Consider the following 17,977-nt stretch of genomic DNA (forward strand, 5'->3'; position numbering starts at 1 on the left):
TTTTTATTTTAAGTATTAAGGCGCTCTTATGCGCCTTTTTCTGCTTTCTCGGCTTGCATCACTGCAAAGCTGGTCAGGTGATCCATCATCTCAACAGTTGCTGCGTTAGCCTTCTCTGCGTCATTATTTGCAACAGCTTCAGCAAGTTTGTGATGGCGAATAGCTGAATCTTCAAGTTGTTCAGCGCCGCGGAAAGCGCTCCATGCACGGCGGCTCATCGTCTGTAGAGGCGCTACAGCGCGTGCTGTGAACGGGTTGCGTGATACAGCGCATAAAACTTCATCAAACACTTTGTCGGCACGTAAGTAGCCTTTGACATCACCAGCGCGAGCTTGTGCAAGGATCTCTTCGGCACATTGGTGCAAAGCTTCGCGTTCTTCTTCAGTGGCGCGCGCAACAGCAGAGGCAACAAGAAGTTGCTCCAGCGGCTTCCGCGTTTCCAGAACAAGCACGTATTCGGAGTTTTCGACCTCAGAAACAAAAAGGCCCTTACGTGGGCGAATAACAATCAAGCCTTCCGTTGAAAGGCGCTTGATAGCTTCGCGCACAGGGGTGCGGCCAATGCCGGTCCGTTCGCAAAGATCGCCTTCAGTCAGGGCCATGCCAGGGGCAAGGTCAAGGTTGACAATCAACTCTTCAATAAGGCGATATGCTTTGTCAGCGAGGCTCTCCTTTTTATGGGTAGCCAGAATCTGCTCAATAGCCATTGGTTTCTTTCTTATCCAGGCATTTTGTTCCCAGGTGCTCTACGTGTAAGTACAGCAGTGGCAGGCCTTATAGGCTTCGGAACAGAAAAATGTATTCTTCACTCTGTGACGTTGAGTGATTTACGAAGAACTGACCTGCGTTCAAACAACAGCAGACCGTTCATCTCTTAATATCAGGTTTCCCCGTACCTGAGTATACCTATCTTTGCTGATGTTCAGCAGGAAAATAGTTTCCTCATGGTTTAAAGAAGCCTCACATACTCAGTAATGAGGTGGCTTTTGATTGCCGGGAGCTTGGTCGACCAAATCCTGAAAATCCATCAGGTGGCTCTTCATCTGCCCCATAGCAGCAACAAGGCGATCAATGATCATTGCCTGATTGGAAACAACATCGTTGAGAGTTTCGATCGTCTGGTTCTGGTGTGTTACATGCACTTCCAGATCATCGACCCGCTCTTCAAGGGTTTTACTCATAATTTATCCTGTAAAGGCTCTGTGGGTGCAGGGGTGTTTTAATATCTCTGTCTTGTCAAGGGCGCTTGCTGACGCGACGCAATAATCCTTCAGAAACATGCAATAATATGAAGTTCTGTGGTGTTTCCAGGCGTTTTATCCCGCATTTATTTTCCGGCGTTCTTTGTTTTCCGCATTATTACCTATCTGGCTAATTGCGTTTTTCTCAATTTTCTGTTGCTTATCCTATAGGTAAAGTTTCTACACGATGCGTGAAGCCGTGAACACTAGGAGAATTTATTGACGAGAAACGTCCTGGGTGGCAGCGATTCACGCCTCCGTAAGGTAACGTCAATAACCAGTGCACGGCCCTAGGGGGGAATAATGAGTGACATTCTAAAAGGAACACCAAACCCTCTTGAAGAAGCGGAAAGAGAATCCGGGCGCGCTGATCAGGAATTGTTTGGGATTGGAGATCTTGCGGAAGAATTCGATATCTCAACCAGATCTATCCGGTTCTATGAGAGCAAAGACCTGCTTTCACCTCAACGTGTCAACGGCGTGCGTATCTATAATCGCAAAGACCGTGCTCGTTTAGCTCTTATTTTACGCGGCAAGGCTATTGGGTCTTCGCTATCAGAAATAAAGCATTTTCTCGACCTCTATGGTCAGCACGGCGAGGGGCACCAGCAGCAGTTGGAATATCTCGGTTCTCGTACTGGCGAAGTCTTGAAGGAGTTAAATGCGAGGCGAGAAGCTTTGGAAGTCACTATCTCTGAGATTCAATCCATACACAATGAATGTATGGCGAAGTTGGAGGAGCAATAGATATTCAGATTGAAGTAGGTGAGGCAATCGCCTCAAGTTCTTGTGTAACGTGTATTCTGGTGCACGCTACCAACTAGTGCTTTGATAGTGCTGTGGGAAACTCCTCTATCACACCGTTTTCACCTTAAGGTATAATTACCTAAGGACGGAGTTGTGGTAGTAATATCTACGTAATTTTAGGTAATTAAAAATGAATAATACAACCTGAGATGGACGAACTAGGTATTCATGCCAATTAGACATAGCTTTGGAAATTTTTAATTATTTCGGAAGTCATAAACGAAACTAAATACCTTAAAATCAACCTCTGAAGAATTAATCGCATTAAAGGTGTGAAACTGCGAAAACAGAATGCGTTGAGGGTGAGTAATCTCGTCGCGGAATAGCGATCATGCTTTCTGGCACAATCGAACTCGTAGGTGCCGTTGCCTCCGTAAAAAGGAACTGCACGTTGAGGCGATATTACCGTATTTCCCCGCGTTTAGAGGTTATTTTCTCAGAACGTAAAACCTGAATTTACAGAAACAAGCAGTGCGTAAGAACAACTGAACAAGCATAAAACGGAATGAGAATATCAATGTCCCTGAAAAAAAGTCTCTTGCTTGGTGGTAGCCTGTTCGCAGCAGTAATCGTTGCGGGACCAGTTATGGCAAAAACTCTCGTATATTGCTCCGAAGGGTCGCCTGAGGGCTTTACTCCAGCGCTTTATACGTCTGGTACTACATTTGATGCCAGCTCCCGCCAGATCTTCAACAAGCTCGTTGAATTTAAACCTGGCACCACAGAAGTTGCTCCCGCACTTGCTGAAAGCTGGGAAGTTTCTGAGGATGGAAAAGAATACACATTCTATCTGCGCAAGGGTGTAAAGTTCCACACAACCAAGTGGTTCACGCCAACTCGTGACTTGAATGCAGACGATGTGATCTTCTCGTTTGACCGACAGGGCAATAAAGAAAATCCATACCACAGCGTATCTGGCGGTACTTACGAGTACTTCAACGCGATGGGCATGCCTGACCTGATCGAAAGCATTGAAAAAGTTGACGATTATACCGTCAAGTTTAAGTTGAACCGTCCAGAAGCGCCAATGATTGCAAACCTTGCAATGGACTTTGCGTCTATCCAGTCAGCAGAATACGCAGACGCGATGATGGGCAGCAAAGATACGTTCGACCAGAAGCCAGTTGGCACTGGTCCTTTCCAGCTTGTTGGCTATCAGAAAGACGCTCTGATCCGTTTCAAAGCGAACCCGAATTACTGGAATGGTAAGGCTCCGCTTGACAACCTTGTCTTCGCGATTACCCCAGATGCATCAGTTCGTTATCAGAAACTGGCGGCTGGTGAATGTCATGTTATGGCATACCCAAATCCGGCTGATCTGGAAGCAATGTCAAACGATCCTAAAATCAACCTTCTGCAACAAGAAGGTCTGAATGTTGGCTACATGGCATACAACACCCAGCGGCCACCGTTTGATAATCCCAAGGTTCGGAAGGCTCTGAACTCTGCGATCAACAAGCAAGCGATTCTGGATACGGTTTTCCAGGGTGTTGGTCAGATCGCCAAAAACCCGATTCCACCGACAATGTGGTCTTACAACAATGAAATTGTTGATGATCCATACGATCCAGAGGCCGCCAAAGCCGCCCTTGAAGCTGAAGGCGTTAAAGACCTTAAGATGAAGCTGTGGGCTATGCCTGTACAGCGTCCATACAACCCGAACGCCCGCCGCATGGCTGAAGTTCTTCAGGCTGATTTTGCAAAAGTGGGTGTGGATGTTGAAATCGTAACTTATGAATGGGGTGAGTATCTTAAGCGCTCTTCCGACGTAAATCGCGATGGCGCTGTTCTGCTTGGTTGGACTGGTGACAATGGTGACCCGGATAACTTCCTGGGAGTTCTGCTTTCCTGTGATGCTGTAGGTGGGTCCAACCGCTCACAATGGTGTAACGCTGAGTTCGAAGACCTCATTGCCAAGGCAAAGCTGGTGACTGACGTAGATGAACGCGCGAGACTTTATGAGGAAGCTCAGGTAGTGTTTAAACGTGAAGCGCCTTGGGCAACTATTGCGCACTCACTTGTTTCTGAGCCGATCAGTGTTCGCGTCGAAAATTACAAGATTGACCCGTTTGGTGGTCACTACTTCTATGGTGTTGATCTGAAGTAGGAATAACTTTCCGCTGGACATTGTGTATCCCGGCGATGTATTCGCCGGGATACTTTTTTGGAAAAGGTCTTCCATGCCGTAGGTTGCTACTTACGGATAAACAATCCTCTGATTGGTGTGACTGAAGTATGCTTCGTCTCATATTTAAAAAACTAGGCCTGCTCATCCCAACATTTCTCGGGGTGACTTTGGTCGGGTTCTTCTCAATTCGCCAATTGCCAGGTGATCCTATTCTGCTTTTGGCAGGGGAACGCGGTGTTAGTCCTGAACGCTATCAGCAACTTCTGGTTCAGTTCGGTTATGATCAACCCGTATGGCAGCAATACATTTCCTATTTGGGCAATTTGTTACAAGGTGATCTGGGCACCTCCATCGTTACGAAACAGCCAGTTCTGACTGAATTCATGACGCTGTTTCCGGCGACTGTAGAGCTGTCTATCTGTGCAATTATCTTTGCGATTGTCATTGGTTTACCTGCGGGAATTATCGCAGCGGTAAAACGTGGCAAAGCGCTTGATTACTCCGTAATGACTACCGCATTAGTTGGCTATTCCATGCCAATCTTCTGGTGGGGCCTGCTGCTGATCATCTTTTTCTCAGGAACGTTGGGCTGGACACCGGTATCCGGGCGTCTCTCTCTGTTGTTCTGGATTGAACCTGTCACTGGCTTCATGCTGATTGATACCTTGCTCTCTGATGAGCCAGGTGCGTTTACATCTGCAGTCAGTCACTTGATTCTTCCAACGATTGTTCTGGGAACGATTCCTCTGGCTGTGATCGCGCGCCAGACCCGCTCTGCCATGCTGGAAGTTTTGGATGAAGACTATGTACGGACAGCCCGTGCAAAAGGTCTCTCCAGTTTCCGTGTGATTGGTATTCACGCATTACGCAATGCGCTGATTCCCGTCATCACAATCATTGGTCTTCAGATCGGTGTGATGTTCGCTGGCGCTATTTTGACAGAAACAATTTTCTCTTGGCCTGGCATCGGTAAATGGATGGTCGACAGTATTTTCCGTCGCGATTATCCCGCTGTGCAGGGTGGTCTATTGATGATTGCTGCAATCGTCATGATCGTAAACCTGATCGTTGACGTGCTTTACGGCCTCGTAAATCCAAAAATCCGGCACACGGAGTAACTGATGGCTGACGTGACACAAAATTCTGCGCCGGACACACGATTTGAATTGATCGTAAATTTCTGGCGCCACTTCCGCACCAACAAGGGTGCGGTGTTTGGGCTTTTCTTCTTCCTAGCCTTAGTCGTTATTGCTGTTCTGGCTCCAATTCTGGCGCCACATTCAGCGATTGAACAGTACCGGGATGCTCTGTTGGTTCCACCTGCATGGCAAGAAGGGGGAAGCTGGACCTATGTTTTGGGCACTGATGCAGTGGGCCGCGATGTTCTTTCGCGCCTGATTTACGGCAGCCAGATTTCACTTAGTATCGGTGTGATTGTGGTCTCCGTAGCACTGGTTGTTGGCGTCACCCTCGGTCTGGTTGCAGGTACTCTTGGCGGCTGGGTTGATACAGTTATCATGCGTATCATGGACGTTGTGCTGGCATTTCCATCCTTGCTACTTGCTCTGGTGCTGGTTGCAATCCTTGGTCCATCGCTGGTCAATGCGATGATAGCCATTGGTGTCGTCCAGTTGCCCTATTATGTGCGCCTGACAAGGGCCTCGGTTATCTCTGAGATGAGCCGTGAATACGTTATGGCTGCGCGCGTTTCAGGAGTAGGTACACTGCGCCTGATGTTCGTGACGGTGCTGCCAAACTGTATGGCGCCGCTGATCGTGCAAGCCGCATTGTCCTTTTCTACTGCAATCCTTGATGCCGCCGCACTTGGTTTTCTTGGCATGGGTGCGCAGCCGCCTCTACCGGAATGGGGTACAATGCTTGCTGAATCTCGTGAGTTCATTTTGCGCGCACCTTGGGTTGTTACTTTCCCGGGTGTTGCGATCCTGACAACAGTGCTCGCAATTAATTTGATCGGTGATGGACTGCGTGATGCACTCGATCCCAAGATGAAGAGGAGCTAAGGGTGGCCCTTCTTGAAATAGAAAACCTCACAGTCGAATTTGACACGGTTGAGGGACGTTTTCGCGCTTTGGATGGTGTGAGCTATTCCGTTGATGCGGCAGAAGTTCTCGCGGTTGTCGGCGAAAGTGGCTCCGGAAAGTCCGTTGCCATGCTGGCTGTTATGGGCTTGCTTGCCAATAACGGGCACATGTGGGCGGATAAGATGACCTTTGAAGGGCATGATCTTATGAACATGTCCAATAAGCAGCGCCGTAAGTTGATTGGCAAAGACATCTCCATGATTTTCCAGGAGCCTGTCGCCAGCCTCAATCCGTGCTTCACAGTTGGTGCTCAGATTGATGAGACCCTAAAAGAGCACACCAGCATGAGCCGCGGTCAGCGTAAAACCCGCGCGATCGAGCTGTTGGATTCTGTAGGTATGTCTGAGTCCAATAAGGCGTTGAAAAAATACCCGCACCAGATGTCCGGTGGCCAGTGTCAACGCGTGATGATCGCGATGGCTATTGCTTGTAAGCCGAAGCTTTTGATTGCGGATGAACCCACAACAGCGCTGGATGTAACCATTCAGAAGCAGATTCTGGATCTACTGCTCGACCTGCAGCATGAAATCGGCATGGGCTTGATCATGATCACCCACGATATGGCTGTGGTTGCTGAAACCGCTGATCGTGTGATTGTTCAGTACAAGGGCAAAAAGATGGAGGAGTCAGGTGTTCTGGACCTCTTTGAAAACCCGAAAAGCCCCTACACCAAAGCTCTGCTTTCAGCGCTTCCTGAAAACGCAACAGGTGATCGCTTGCCTACGGTCTCCGATTTTCACCTCGGTGATGAAGGAGCTGCATAATGGCTGATGATATCATTCTTGAAGCTCGTAATCTGGTGCGCGAATACCGCTCCAAAGAGGGTCTGTTCGGCAAGGTCAACGTGAACCGTGCGCTGAAAGGGATCAGCTTCAATCTGGAACGGGGCAAAACGCTTGCTGTGGTTGGTGAAAGTGGGTGCGGTAAATCTACACTTGCTCGCATCCTGACACTGATCGATCCAGCGACCTCTGGCGACTTGCTGGTAGAAGGCAAGAAGATCGACATCTCCAAGGAAAAGCTTTCTAAAGAGATGCGTTCCAAGGTCCAGATTGTTTTCCAGAACCCCTACGGCTCGCTCAATCCACGCCAACGTGTTGGTGACGTGTTGATGGAACCGTTGATGATCAACACGGACATGACACCGGCAGAGCGTCGCGATGCAGCGATGGAAATGCTGGTTAAGGTTGGTCTTGGTCCTGAGCACTTTAGCCGCTATCCGCACATGTTCTCAGGCGGTCAACGCCAACGTGTCGCGATTGGCCGTGCTTTGGTTCTGAGACCGTCGCTGCTTATTTTGGATGAGCCCGTTTCAGCTTTGGATCTGTCTGTTCAAGCGCAAATTCTGAACCTGCTGGCAGATCTCCAAGATGAGTTCAACCTCACCTACTTGTTTATCTCCCACGATTTGTCAGTTGTACGTTACATCGCGGACAAAGTGATGGTGATGTACTTCGGTGAAGTGGTTGAGTATGGCACGCGCGATGAGGTCTTCGGAAATCCTCAGCACGAATATACACGTACCTTGTTTAATGCGACTCCACAGGCAGATGTCGCCCATATCAAAGCACGTTTGGCTGCATCAAACTAAGTATCTGTAACCATTTAATCTCCAAGAAGGCGGTTCCCCTGCGGAATCGCCTTTTTTGTTATTTTACCAACTATTTTCCCAGTTCTGTGGAATGTTGAAACAATATATTTGATTTTTAAGCAATTAAGAGGAGATTTTACCAAAAAATACGTATAAGATAACATCGTTTACAGCTATTGCGCTGTGGGAGTACGCTTGGGAGGGCGACAATCACCGCATAAAGGGAGCTTATTAAGGCATCCTGTCTGCGGCTTGTCATTTTCCCAGATTATTCCAGCGGATGCAGCTTTCTTTGAAGGTGCGGGCAAGCTCTTAGGGGGGCTGAGTCAGTCACGTTGTAAATCCTATTAAAAGGGCTGCGTAAAGCGGCTTCGAATAATTGAGCAAAGGCGTTGGCTTTTGTATTCACTTTAGGTGATTGGGGACACGAGAAATGAAAAAATCAATTCTTATGGGCGGTGTATTTGCTACGGTATTGGCGTTTGCTGCGCCGGGCATGGCAAAGACCCTTGTTTACTGCTCAGAAGGTTCTCCTGAGGGCTTCACACCAGCTCTCTACACAGCAGGCACCACGTTTGATGCATCTTCCCGCCAGCTCTTCAACAAGCTTGTTGAGTTTGGGCGCGGCACAACAAGCATCGTTCCTGCGCTTGCTGAAAGCTGGGATGTGTCTGAAGATGGTAAGGAATATACGTTCCACCTTCGTAAAGGCGTGAAATTCCACACCACCAAAAACTTTGCTCCATCTCGCGACTTTAACGCAGATGACGTGATCTTCTCATTCGACCGTTAGGGCAACAAAGAAAACCCGTACTATGGCGTTTCTGGTGGTACCTATGAGTACTTCAACAGCATGTCCATGCCGGACCTCATTACCGAAATCGTCAAGGTCGACGACTACACCGTGAAGTTCATTCTGTCTCGCCCAGAAGCCCCGATGATCGCAAACCTTGCGATGGATTTTGCATCCATTCATTCCGCTGAATATGCGGACAAAATGATGGACAACAAAGATGCGTTCGACCAGAAACCAGTAGGCACTGGCCCGTTCCAGCTTGTTGGTTACCAAAAAGACGCTGTGATCCGCTATAAAGCCAATCCGGATTACTGGGCTGGCAAGGCGCCGATTGACAACCTTGTCTTCGCGATTACTCCAGATGCTTCCGTCCGCTATCAGAAGTTGAAAGCTGGCGAATGTCATGTCATGGCATATCCAAACCCAGCTGATATTGCAGCAATGAAGGACGATCCAGAGATCAACCTCATGCAGCGTGAAGGTCTGAATGTTGGCTACATGGCCTACAACACTCAGATGCCTCCGTTTGATAATGTGAAGGTCCGTAAGGCACTTAACTCTGCTATCAACAAACAGGCAATTCTGGATGCAGTGTTTCAGGGTGCTGGTAAAGCAGCAATCAACCCGATCCCGCCAACCATCTGGTCTTACAAGGCTGATCTGAAGGACGACGCTTACGATCCAGAAGCAGCAAAAGCCGTGCTGGAAGCTGAAGGCGTTAAAGACCTGAAGATGAAGATCTGGGCAATGCCTGTGCAGCGTCCATACAACCCGAATGCCCGTCGTATGGCAGAAGTTATTCAAGGTGACTTTGCTAAGATCGGTGTTGACGTGGAAATCGTCACTTACGAATGGGGTGAGTACCTCAAGCGCTCCAAAGACGTAGAGCGGGACGGTGCTGTTCTTCTCGGCTGGACCGGAGACAATGGTGATCCAGACAACTTCCTCGCGGTTCTTTTAGGGTGTGATGCAGTTGGTGCAGGTAACCGTGCTCAGTGGTGTAATGCTGAGTTTGAAAGCCTGATCCAGAAAGCGAAAATAACCTCCGGCCAAGCAGAACGTACCAAGCTTTACGAACAGGCTCAGGTTGTATTCAAACGGGAAGCTCCATGGGCAACCATCGCACACTCATTGGTTTCCGAGCCAGTCTCTGTAAACGTCAAAGACTACAAGGTTGATCCATTCGGTGGTCACATTTTCTACGGCGTTGATCTGAAGTAATTCAGAAAGATAGTGCATAGATACGAAAAGCCCCGGCATAAGTCGGGGCTTTTTGTTTTTCATCTGCATAAAACTGTGCCTAGCCAAATTGTCAGATGGATCGATGCCCCCTCGATAAAGTAGCATTCGTAAAAATTACAAGATCATTGTGAGCTGAGAGAGTGTGGATTTATGGGTAATTATCTTAAGGAATTTCCAACAAAAGATGGCTATTTTGGCGAATACGGTGGTGCATTCCTTCCGCCAGAGCTGGTGAGTCAATTTGAAGAAATCACGAAGGCTTATGAGAAGATCTCCGGCGATGCGACCTACATCAACGAGCTGCGTTACATCCGTAAGCACTTTCAAGGGCGCCCAACGCCGATCTCTCATGCACGTAACCTCTCCAATCGCATTGGCGGCGGCGCGAATATCTATTTGAAGCGTGAAGATCTGAACCATACAGGGGCACACAAGCTCAATCACTGCATGGCGGAAGCGCTCCTTGCCAAATACATGGGCAAGAAGAAGCTGATTGCCGAAACCGGAGCAGGGCAACACGGCGTGGCCCTTGCCACCGCAGCAGCCTATTTTGAGCTGGAGTGCGAAATCCACATGGGTGAGGTGGATATCGAGAAGGAGCATCCAAACGTTGTACGCATGCAGCTTCTCGGTGCCAAACTGGTGCCTGTTGGCTTTGGTGGACGGACGCTAAAGGAAGCGGTCGATTCAGCGTTCACCTCCTATATGGAGCAGGCAGATGAAGCTCTGTTCGCAATCGGCTCTGTTGTTGGCCCGCATCCATTCCCGCGAATGGTACGAGATTTCCAGCGAATTATTGGCATTGAAGCACGCGAGCAGTTCAATGAGATGACCGGCAATCTGCCAGACCACGCCGTTGCATGTGTTGGTGGCGGGTCAAATGCTATGGGACTGTTCTCAGGCTTTATCGAGGATAAATCAGTTAAGTTGCATGGTGTTGAACCGATGGGTAAAGGCCCAGAGCTTGGACAGCACGCGGCAACGATGACCTACGGCAAACCGGGGATGCTTCACGGCTTTAAATGCCGGGTTTTGGAAGATGCAGAAGGAAATCCGGCTCCAGTACACTCTATTGCATCGGGTTTGGATTACCCAGGTGTAGGGCCAGAGCACTCCTATCTACATGATATCGGTAAGGTGCATTACGGTTCAGCGACTGATGATGAAACGTTGCAGGCGTTCTGGGCACTGTCACGCTATGAGGGAATTATCCCAGCTCTGGAGAGCTCCCATGCCGTGGCTTACGCAATGAAGCTTGCAAAAGAATGTCCAGGAGAAACCATTCTAGTGAACTTGTCGGGACGTGGAGATAAAGATCTGGATTATGTTGCCGATAATTTCGGCACAGGTGATGATCTCAAAATCTAAAAGGTATTCGGTTGGCTTGGATTTAAATGAGCACAAGAGACTCAAACCATAGGAAAGGGAGCTTAGCTCCCTTTTTTCTTAGGATGTTCGGCTACGAATGGCGACATAAGATGTGTAGGAAATTCCACCTGCACCGGAGATAAACGCGGCCACATCACGTGCAGGCCCACCGTAAACAACTACCTGAAAAACAATGATCGCAAAGAAAAGCATCACAGAGGCGGCAAAGGTTTTGCCAACAAACAAAAACGCACGATTCATCTTGAAATTACCTTGGTTTGGCGATCAGCCTGAATACCTAAATATACATATGGGTCTATATGGGGAGGGAAAGCATAAGTGCAAGAAGGTAAAGTTGTACCCAATAAAAAAGCCTCCGCAAATACTCGGGAGACTTGAAATCCTCTAATGAGGAATGGTGGGCGATGAGAGACTCGAACTCCCGACATCTTCGGTGTAAACGAAGCGCTCTACCAACTGAGCTAATCGCCCCCGTAGGGTGGTACGCCGTGTGGCGTGAGGAGGTGTTTAGGCGGTTTGCTGTTTCCCCGCAAGTCCCCTTCATAACTTTTCCCAAAAGAATTGGCGAAAATTGGATATTTAGTACAGATCTGAGTGCTTACCGTTGTTTTAATTGAATTATTTGCCTCATCCCTCCTTTGGAGGCGCAATCCTCCGGTATCCTGCGTAAGCCAGAGCACTCATCATAACCGATCGTCTGGGAGAGGCACGGCGTACAAACTGCAACTTGGATACGTACAATCTGTAGGCCGTGAATAATGCTAGAGAGCCACTTAATGTGCTGAGCAAAATATCAGGTGTTTTGGACCCAAGAAGCGGCGAGATAACACTGATCGCGGTTGGGCCGGAAACACTGCCAACAGCCCAGATGAACAAAAGGTAAGTGGAAAGAGCAACACTGCTTTCCGGTTTTCGTTCAAACGCATGGGCGACGCAGATGGATTGTAATGGAAAGCTGAGGCCTCCAAGGAATAACAACACCACACCTAGTATTGCAAGAAGTTGGTAGTTCTTCAAAAAACCAGAGTTCCACCCTGCAAAGGGGTCTGCCACAAGAAATGTCAACATAATGGTTGTGATGAGCAGGGAGGAGCCCAGGATAATCCAGCGACGGTCAATGCGGTCAGAGAGTGAGCCGATAGGCCATTGGAAAAGCAGGCGCCCAATGTAAAGCATCGCGATCATAAGAGCTGTGGTGCTTCCACCAACACCAGCCTTGGAAAGAGAGAACGGTACAATGGTGAGGAGGCTGGTTACAATCGCGCCGGAACAAAACGAACCCAGAACAGCGACAGGGGACTGCGCCCAGATATCCTTAAGCTTGATGCGTTTGGATTTATAGGTTCGTGGTGGAACTGAATGCGTCATGCACAACATCACTACAGCAGCGAGTAAGACTGCACTCAGCAGTTCCATCATTTGCAGCGGAACCTCGCTGAATTGGGCCACGAAAATCTGGGAGAGAATGGCCATTGCGCCAATTAATATGGAGTTTGCCGAAAGGACACGCCCACGCACTTCATCTTTGATGGTCTCGTTCAGCCATGCATCCGATGTGGCAAATAAAACGGCGAACGCAGCCCCCATGAAGAAACGAAGAGCCGACCAGAGTATGATGCTTTCCGTATTCTTGAAGAGCAGCAACAGCAAAGCGGTGAGGCCAGCCGCTCCTGCAAAGGCGCGAATATGACCAATGCGGTTGATCATACGTACACCGCGCATGCACCCGGCCATAAAACCAAGGGAATAGGCCGCTGCGATGAAACCAGCCTCGGAGGCAGAACCTCCTACACCAGCAATTCGCAGGGGCAGCGTTGTCATAAGGGCAGAGCTGGCAAGTTGAGCCAGAGCGCTAGCCATAATGATCGCATACAGCGATATGAGCGAAGCTTTAACCATGCAGCATAGATCAGCGCCCGCAAAGGCGTTGCATCCCCGTTGTTAATGTTGATGTCGTGGGAAGATTATCTTTCCAACTGCATTAATGTTTCGCAGGGGAATGTGACCGGATTGCGCGAGAATTAAATCTAAGCGGTGATATTAGTATGAGCTTTACATGAGCTAAATACGACCAGTTTACGGCTCAAAATAAAACTGCCGCCAACTGATAAATCAATGGCGGCAGCAAAATTATTTATGATTTCGGTCGGTTAAGAAACAACGTTACCTGCACTAAGTTCTTTAATTGCAGCTTCCAGTTGATTGTAATGAGAAATTACAACATCAGGTCCAAGTTCGCGGACAGGAGTATCAGTGTAACCAAAGTCAACGGCAATCACGGGCAGGCCAGCGTTCCGGGCGGCGGTGATATCTGCGTTGGAATCTCCAACAAAGATAGAACCTGCGCGTGCGCCGCCCGCAATGTCGATAGCGCCAAAAACAGGCATCGCATCAGGCTTGTTCTTGGAAAAGGTGTCCCCACCAACCACAGCATCAAACAACTGGTCCATTTCCATGGCTTTCACCAAGGGCTTGGCAAGTTTTTCCAGTTTGTTTGTGCAAATAGCGGTTTTCCAGCCGGCTGCTCTAAGTCTTGCAACTGTTTCCAATGCCTCAGGGAAGGCAAAGGTGTGATCTGCAATATGGGTCTCGTAATGGCGAATGAACTTAACAAGGAGCGGCTGAAGAATTTCTTCGGTCGCTTCTACCTTGTTCGCCTCAAGTCCACGGCTTAGTAGGGATTTTACGCCAGCGCCTACCATTTTTCTTACCTTTTCAGGCTCAATGGCTTCAAATCCGGCTCCTACCAAGACATGATTCATCGACGCAGTAAGGTCTCCGATGGTCTCTAGGAGAGTCCCGTCAAGGTCAAAAACCAGAACTGGTGTTGTCATACTAAAACTCGTTTTTATTGAGAAAATCCGCGCCACATTATCTAATTTCACGGTGAAGTCAATTTACGGAGAAAACCTATAGGGAGTTGAGAGGATTGTAACTTGGCGGTACTCTCTCCTCATGATAATCAGCAGGGGTTATGTCAGAGTAGACCCGAGCACGGTAACTAGGCAAAATTGTTCTTATGAATTGAACAGTTTGCCAGAGTGCTTTTGGTCCGGGGAAGAGATATTAGTCAGATGGCAATGAGTTTGAAGGCACAAGCCGCAGCTGCAGCACTCAAGGAAGTTAAGCCCGGTATGAAACTGGGGATTGGTTCGGGATCAACCGTAAATGAAATGATCCACCTTCTGGCAAAGATGGTTGAGGACGGGTTCGAGATCATCGGTGTCCCGGCATCCTCCTATTCTCAGACCCTATGTGAAGAATTGGGCGTGCCGCTGACAACGCTGGATGAAACGCCTGTTCTGGATCTGGTTATTGATGGGGCCGATGAGATTGATCCGGCTTTGAACCTGATCAAAGGCGGCGGAGCTGCACTGCTTCGCGAGAAAATCATTGCGGCGGCATCTGGCCGCATGCTTGTGATCGCAGATGAGAGCAAAATTGTTGATACTCTCGGAAAGTTCCCACTTCCCGTGGAGGTTGTCCCTTTCGGGCTTGAGGCGACACGGCAGATGATGCAAAACAGCTTTGAAGCTGAAGGTTTGCAAGGCGAAATGATCCTGCGTATGGCAGGTGACAAGCGCCTTGTAACAGATAACAGCAATTACATTATTGATTGTCATTTAAAGGCAATCAGCGATCCGAAGTCACTGGCAAAACGCTTGGAAGTTATTCCAGGTGTCGTTGAACACGGGTTGTTTATTGATATGGCGGTACGGGCCTACGTGGCTGGTACTGATGATATTCGTGTCTTGGAACCTTGAAGCATCCTGTCACTTTCGACAGGATAGCTACTTATAATATGGGGGAGCCTTCATATGCTCGTTAAGTTCAAATCTGCTGCGATTGCTGGTGTTGCGTCACTGGTCGTTGCTGGTGTTCTTGTGGCCAGCCCGGTTATGGCGCAGGACAAAACTTTTTCTGAAAGCCACATTGCAGCAGCGCGTGCAGCGGTGAAAGCAACAAAGTCCATTGAAAGCTTTGATAATATCCTGCCTGACGTGGCAGAGCGCACTCGCACCCTCTTCATCCGCTCCAATCCGGCAATGAGCGCAGAGATTGATGTGGCTGTGAATGAATCAGCTGTTGAACTGATTCCACGTCGTAAAGAGCTGAATTATGTGATTTATGAAGTGTGGGCGCGCCGCTTTTCTGAGGAACAGCTGAACGAAATTGCGACCTTCTACAATTCAGAGACTGGTAAACGTATGGCTGATCTGTCCCGTACACTGACTGCATTGACCATTGGTGCTGCAAAACAGTGGAGTGATGTGATCAGTACAGATATGGTTTCGCTTTCTCGCCGCAAGCTGGATGCACTCTCGGCTCAGTAATCGATCACGAAATTGCAATCCAAAATGAACAGTTTGATCAGATGCGCCCCTTGAAATTTGGGCGCATCTGGCCCAAATCAATGCCTACGATTTTTAAAACCTATTCCAGTAACGAAATGTCGTTGCATTAGGTTCTATTGCAAACGAAAGTGGGCTGTAATGACTAATTTCGACTACGATCTCTTTGTTATTGGAGCAGGGTCTGGCGGCGTACGTGCAGCACGTATTGCAGCAGGCCACGGTGCCCGTGTTGGTATCGCAGAAGAATTCCGTTATGGCGGGACCTGTGTTATCCGTGGCTGTGTACCAAAAAAGCTCTTTGTATACGCTTCCAAATTTACTGAAGAATTTGCAAATGCGGATGGGTACGGCTGGAGCCTGAATGGCACGCCAACCTTCGACTTTGATAAGCTGGTCGAGAACAAAGACAAAGAAATTTCCCGTCTCGAAGGCGTCTATCGCCGTAATCTGGATAAATCCGGCGTTGAGCTGCACGATACCCGTGCTGTGATTGAAGGCCCTAATACGGTCCGTCTGCTCTCCACCAATCAAGTGATAACAGCCGGGCGCATTCTGGTGGCTGTTGGTGCAACGCCAAATGTTGATGCAGGCCTTGTTGGTTGCGAGCACACCATCACCTCCAACGAAGCCTTCCACCTTGCAACGTTTCCCAAGCGTATCGTCGTCGTTGGCGGTGGCTACATAGCTGTTGAATTTGCTGGTATCTTCAACGGTATGGGGTCTGAAACCACGCTGGCTTATCGCGGTGAAGAAATTTTGCGCGGGTTTGATATGGATGTCCGCACCGGTTTGCATGAGCAGATGGTAGAAAAAGGCATCACGGTCAAAACCAAAACGACGATTGCTTCCATTGTGAAACACGAGGGCGGCCTGACAATCACCACTCACGGCGGCGAAGTGATTGAAGCAGATCAAGTTCTTTATGCGATTGGGCGTCGTCCGAATACTGCTGGACTAGGTCTGGAAGACGCGGGCGTTGAGCTCGATAAAGCTGGTGCCATAGTTGTGTCTCCGCAAAGCCAGAGCTCGGTTGAGAGTATCTTTGCCGTCGGAGATGTGACCAACCGTGCGAACCTGACACCGGTTGCAATCCGTGAAGGTCATGCCTTTGCAGACAGCACCTACGGCGATAAGACATGGCATGTTGATCACTCTATGATCCCCACAGCTGTGTTCTCACAGCCTGAAATCGGCACTGCTGGGCTAACACAGGAAGAAGCTGAGGCACGATTCGATAACATCGACATTTACGCCTCCTCCTTCCGCCCGATGAAGAACTCGCTTTCAGGCAAGCCGGGCAAAATGCTCCTCAAAATGCTGGTGGACGCAGATACCGACAAAATTCTGGGCGTCCACATTATGGGGCCTGATTCTGGTGAACTCATCCAGATTATCGGTGTGACACTCTCCATGGGGGCAACCAAAGCGGATTATGACCGGACCATCGCAGTTCATCCAACTGCTGCAGAAGAGCTGGTGACAATGCGCGAACCAACGCAGCGCATTCGCAAGAACTAAACTTAAGTTGACTTTCAAAGAGCCGCTGGTTGTTGCTAGCGGTTCTTTTTTTCCATGTCGCAGTGACAGGGACACAGAGTTTTCGATAGGAACACCCGTGACTGACCTTTCTCAGGATCAAATTTGCTACTTCGGTTATGGCTCGTTGGTCAACGAGGAAACGTTACCCGCAGGCACAACTGTGATTGCTGGAGAACTGAGTGGTTGGAAACGCGAATGGCGTGGATGTTCAAAAGGCAAACAAGGCAACGGCAAAATGGCTGGAGTAGGGGTGTGCGCCTTGGGTGTCCGTGCTGAGGAAGGCTCGACCATTCGCGGTGCAATGGTTCTGGATAACAAGGCTAATTTGCCGGCTCTGGACAAACGGGAATGGCATTATTCTCGCAAAGCGTTGGAAACGGCAGCTTTCGCGCCTGACTGCGGACGAGACATGCCTGCGGATACGTTCCTCTACCAAGTGCAGCCGCAATTTGCGCATTGGGGAAATGAAGATCATCCAATTCTGCAAAGCTATGTAGATTGTGTGATGGCTGGCTTCCACCGCTTGTGGGGGGAGGAAGGGCTTAAACACTTTGTGGACACCACAGATGGTTGGAAACACGTTCCTGTCCTGCAAGATCGCGCCGACCCAATTTATCCAAGGGCTGTTGTGTTATCTGAAAACTTGATGGGTACGATTGACGACCTGCTGAAAACCGTTGGTGTTCAATACATTAACCGCTGAGAATGCGTGTAATTTGGCCTCGATATGAAGGTAGTGTGTAACTTTACACAAGTGTTGCAACTAGGCCTGATAGGTCAGGTTGAA

The 17,977-nt window shown here is 48.9% G+C and carries 16 protein-coding genes, 1 tRNA gene and 1 pseudogene; 12 read left to right on the forward strand and 6 right to left on the reverse strand.

Annotation, left to right across the window (positions count from 1 at the left end):
• Positions 1-26: 26 nt before the first annotated feature.
• Complete coding sequence (locus BLS62_RS09570; protein WP_093179866.1) at positions 27-707, reverse strand: GntR family transcriptional regulator; 681 nt, start codon at positions 705-707, stop codon at positions 27-29.
• A 261-nt stretch (positions 708-968) separates the two neighbouring features.
• Positions 969-1,181 (reverse strand): SlyX family protein, encoded by a 213-nt coding sequence (locus BLS62_RS09575; protein WP_093179868.1) that lies wholly within the window; start codon positions 1,179-1,181, stop codon positions 969-971.
• A 363-nt stretch (positions 1,182-1,544) separates the two neighbouring features.
• Between BLS62_RS09575 and BLS62_RS09580 the strand changes: the two genes are divergently transcribed.
• The 8 genes and pseudogenes from BLS62_RS09580 (at position 1,545) to trpB (ending at position 11,275) form a co-directional block, all read left to right on the forward strand.
• On the forward strand, positions 1,545-1,988 hold the full coding sequence (locus BLS62_RS09580; RefSeq protein WP_093179871.1) for a MerR family transcriptional regulator: 444 nt from the start codon (positions 1,545-1,547) through the stop codon (positions 1,986-1,988).
• 577 nt (positions 1,989-2,565) lie between these two features.
• The gene (locus BLS62_RS09585) at positions 2,566-4,155 is read left to right on the forward strand and encodes an ABC transporter substrate-binding protein (RefSeq protein WP_280141832.1); all 1,590 of its coding nucleotides are present in this window, start codon (positions 2,566-2,568) and stop codon (positions 4,153-4,155) included.
• A gap of 128 nt (positions 4,156-4,283) precedes the next feature.
• Positions 4,284-5,294, forward strand: coding sequence for an ABC transporter permease subunit (locus BLS62_RS09590; protein WP_093179873.1), 1,011 nt, complete (start codon positions 4,284-4,286; stop codon positions 5,292-5,294).
• Positions 5,295-5,297: 3 nt separating this feature from the next.
• Entirely contained in the window at positions 5,298-6,197 is a 900-nt protein-coding gene (locus BLS62_RS09595; RefSeq protein ID WP_093179876.1) for an ABC transporter permease subunit, read from the forward strand.
• Positions 6,198-6,199: 2 nt separating this feature from the next.
• Complete coding sequence (locus BLS62_RS09600) at positions 6,200-7,042, forward strand: ABC transporter ATP-binding protein (RefSeq protein WP_093179878.1); 843 nt, start codon at positions 6,200-6,202, stop codon at positions 7,040-7,042.
• Complete coding sequence (locus BLS62_RS09605; protein WP_093179881.1) at positions 7,042-7,869, forward strand: ABC transporter ATP-binding protein; 828 nt, start codon at positions 7,042-7,044, stop codon at positions 7,867-7,869. Before BLS62_RS09600 ends, BLS62_RS09605 begins: the two co-directional genes overlap by 1 nt.
• Before the next feature lie 433 nt (positions 7,870-8,302).
• Positions 8,303-9,886: pseudogene (locus tag BLS62_RS09610) on the forward strand (ABC transporter substrate-binding protein).
• A gap of 171 nt (positions 9,887-10,057) precedes the next feature.
• Positions 10,058-11,275 carry a tryptophan synthase subunit beta gene (gene trpB, locus BLS62_RS09615; RefSeq protein ID WP_093179883.1) on the forward strand — a complete coding sequence of 406 codons (1,218 nt, stop codon included), beginning with the start codon at positions 10,058-10,060 and terminating at the stop codon, positions 11,273-11,275.
• Positions 11,276-11,353: 78 nt separating this feature from the next.
• Here trpB and BLS62_RS09620 read toward each other — a convergent pair whose 3' ends face one another.
• From BLS62_RS09620 to BLS62_RS09635, 4 genes are all read right to left on the reverse strand, one after another.
• Positions 11,354-11,536: a hypothetical protein gene (locus tag BLS62_RS09620; RefSeq protein ID WP_093179885.1), complete on the reverse strand. Its 183-nt coding sequence runs from the start codon at positions 11,534-11,536 to the stop codon at positions 11,354-11,356.
• Positions 11,537-11,691: 155 nt separating this feature from the next.
• Positions 11,692-11,767, reverse strand: a tRNA-Val gene (locus BLS62_RS09625).
• A 156-nt stretch (positions 11,768-11,923) separates the two neighbouring features.
• The gene (locus BLS62_RS09630) at positions 11,924-13,156 is read right to left on the reverse strand and encodes an MFS transporter (RefSeq protein WP_208990784.1); all 1,233 of its coding nucleotides are present in this window, start codon (positions 13,154-13,156) and stop codon (positions 11,924-11,926) included.
• A 290-nt stretch (positions 13,157-13,446) separates the two neighbouring features.
• On the reverse strand, positions 13,447-14,130 hold the full coding sequence (locus BLS62_RS09635; protein WP_093179891.1) for an HAD-IA family hydrolase: 684 nt from the start codon (positions 14,128-14,130) through the stop codon (positions 13,447-13,449).
• A 240-nt stretch (positions 14,131-14,370) separates the two neighbouring features.
• On the opposite strand from BLS62_RS09635, the gene rpiA reads away from it, so the two are divergent.
• The 4 genes from rpiA to BLS62_RS09655 all read left to right on the forward strand — a co-directional run bounded on the left by rpiA (position 14,371) and on the right by BLS62_RS09655 (position 17,893).
• A complete protein-coding gene (rpiA, locus tag BLS62_RS09640) occupies positions 14,371-15,060 on the forward strand; it encodes a ribose-5-phosphate isomerase RpiA (RefSeq protein WP_093179894.1) in 690 nt (229 codons plus the stop codon).
• A gap of 54 nt (positions 15,061-15,114) precedes the next feature.
• Positions 15,115-15,630 (forward strand): DUF2059 domain-containing protein, encoded by a 516-nt coding sequence (locus BLS62_RS09645; RefSeq protein WP_093179896.1) that lies wholly within the window; start codon positions 15,115-15,117, stop codon positions 15,628-15,630.
• Positions 15,631-15,789: 159 nt separating this feature from the next.
• Positions 15,790-17,169 carry a glutathione-disulfide reductase gene (gene gor, locus BLS62_RS09650; RefSeq protein ID WP_093179899.1) on the forward strand — a complete coding sequence of 460 codons (1,380 nt, stop codon included), beginning with the start codon at positions 15,790-15,792 and terminating at the stop codon, positions 17,167-17,169.
• Positions 17,170-17,266: 97 nt separating this feature from the next.
• Entirely contained in the window at positions 17,267-17,893 is a 627-nt protein-coding gene (locus BLS62_RS09655) for a gamma-glutamylcyclotransferase family protein (RefSeq protein ID WP_093188709.1), read from the forward strand.
• Positions 17,894-17,977: the final 84 nt, after the last annotated feature.

This window comes from Pseudovibrio sp. Tun.PSC04-5.I4, from assembly GCF_900104145.1.
Classification (GTDB): domain Bacteria; phylum Pseudomonadota; class Alphaproteobacteria; order Rhizobiales; family Stappiaceae; genus Pseudovibrio.

Bases quoted from the DNA above. Each gene is read 5' to 3' on its own strand.
- BLS62_RS09590 (WP_093179873.1), top strand. From the start codon at position 4,284: ATGCTTCGTCTCATATTTAAAAAACTAGGCCTGCTCATCCCAACATTT.
- rpiA (WP_093179894.1), top strand. From the start codon at position 14,371: ATGGCAATGAGTTTGAAGGCACAAGCCGCAGCTGCAGCACTCAAGGAA.
- BLS62_RS09620 (WP_093179885.1), bottom strand. From the start codon at position 11,536: ATGAATCGTGCGTTTTTGTTTGTTGGCAAAACCTTTGCCGCCTCTGTG.
- BLS62_RS09630 (WP_208990784.1), bottom strand. From the start codon at position 13,156: ATGGCTAGCGCTCTGGCTCAACTTGCCAGCTCTGCCCTTATGACAACG.
- trpB (WP_093179883.1), top strand. From the start codon at position 10,058: ATGGGTAATTATCTTAAGGAATTTCCAACAAAAGATGGCTATTTTGGC.
- BLS62_RS09585 (WP_280141832.1), top strand. From the start codon at position 2,566: ATGTCCCTGAAAAAAAGTCTCTTGCTTGGTGGTAGCCTGTTCGCAGCA.
- BLS62_RS09575 (WP_093179868.1), bottom strand. From the start codon at position 1,181: ATGAGTAAAACCCTTGAAGAGCGGGTCGATGATCTGGAAGTGCATGTA.
- BLS62_RS09605 (WP_093179881.1), top strand. From the start codon at position 7,042: ATGGCTGATGATATCATTCTTGAAGCTCGTAATCTGGTGCGCGAATAC.
- BLS62_RS09570 (WP_093179866.1), bottom strand. From the start codon at position 707: ATGGCTATTGAGCAGATTCTGGCTACCCATAAAAAGGAGAGCCTCGCT.
- gor (WP_093179899.1), top strand. From the start codon at position 15,790: ATGACTAATTTCGACTACGATCTCTTTGTTATTGGAGCAGGGTCTGGC.
- BLS62_RS09645 (WP_093179896.1), top strand. From the start codon at position 15,115: ATGCTCGTTAAGTTCAAATCTGCTGCGATTGCTGGTGTTGCGTCACTG.
- BLS62_RS09595 (WP_093179876.1), top strand. From the start codon at position 5,298: ATGGCTGACGTGACACAAAATTCTGCGCCGGACACACGATTTGAATTG.
- BLS62_RS09635 (WP_093179891.1), bottom strand. From the start codon at position 14,130: ATGACAACACCAGTTCTGGTTTTTGACCTTGACGGGACTCTCCTAGAG.
- BLS62_RS09580 (WP_093179871.1), top strand. From the start codon at position 1,545: ATGAGTGACATTCTAAAAGGAACACCAAACCCTCTTGAAGAAGCGGAA.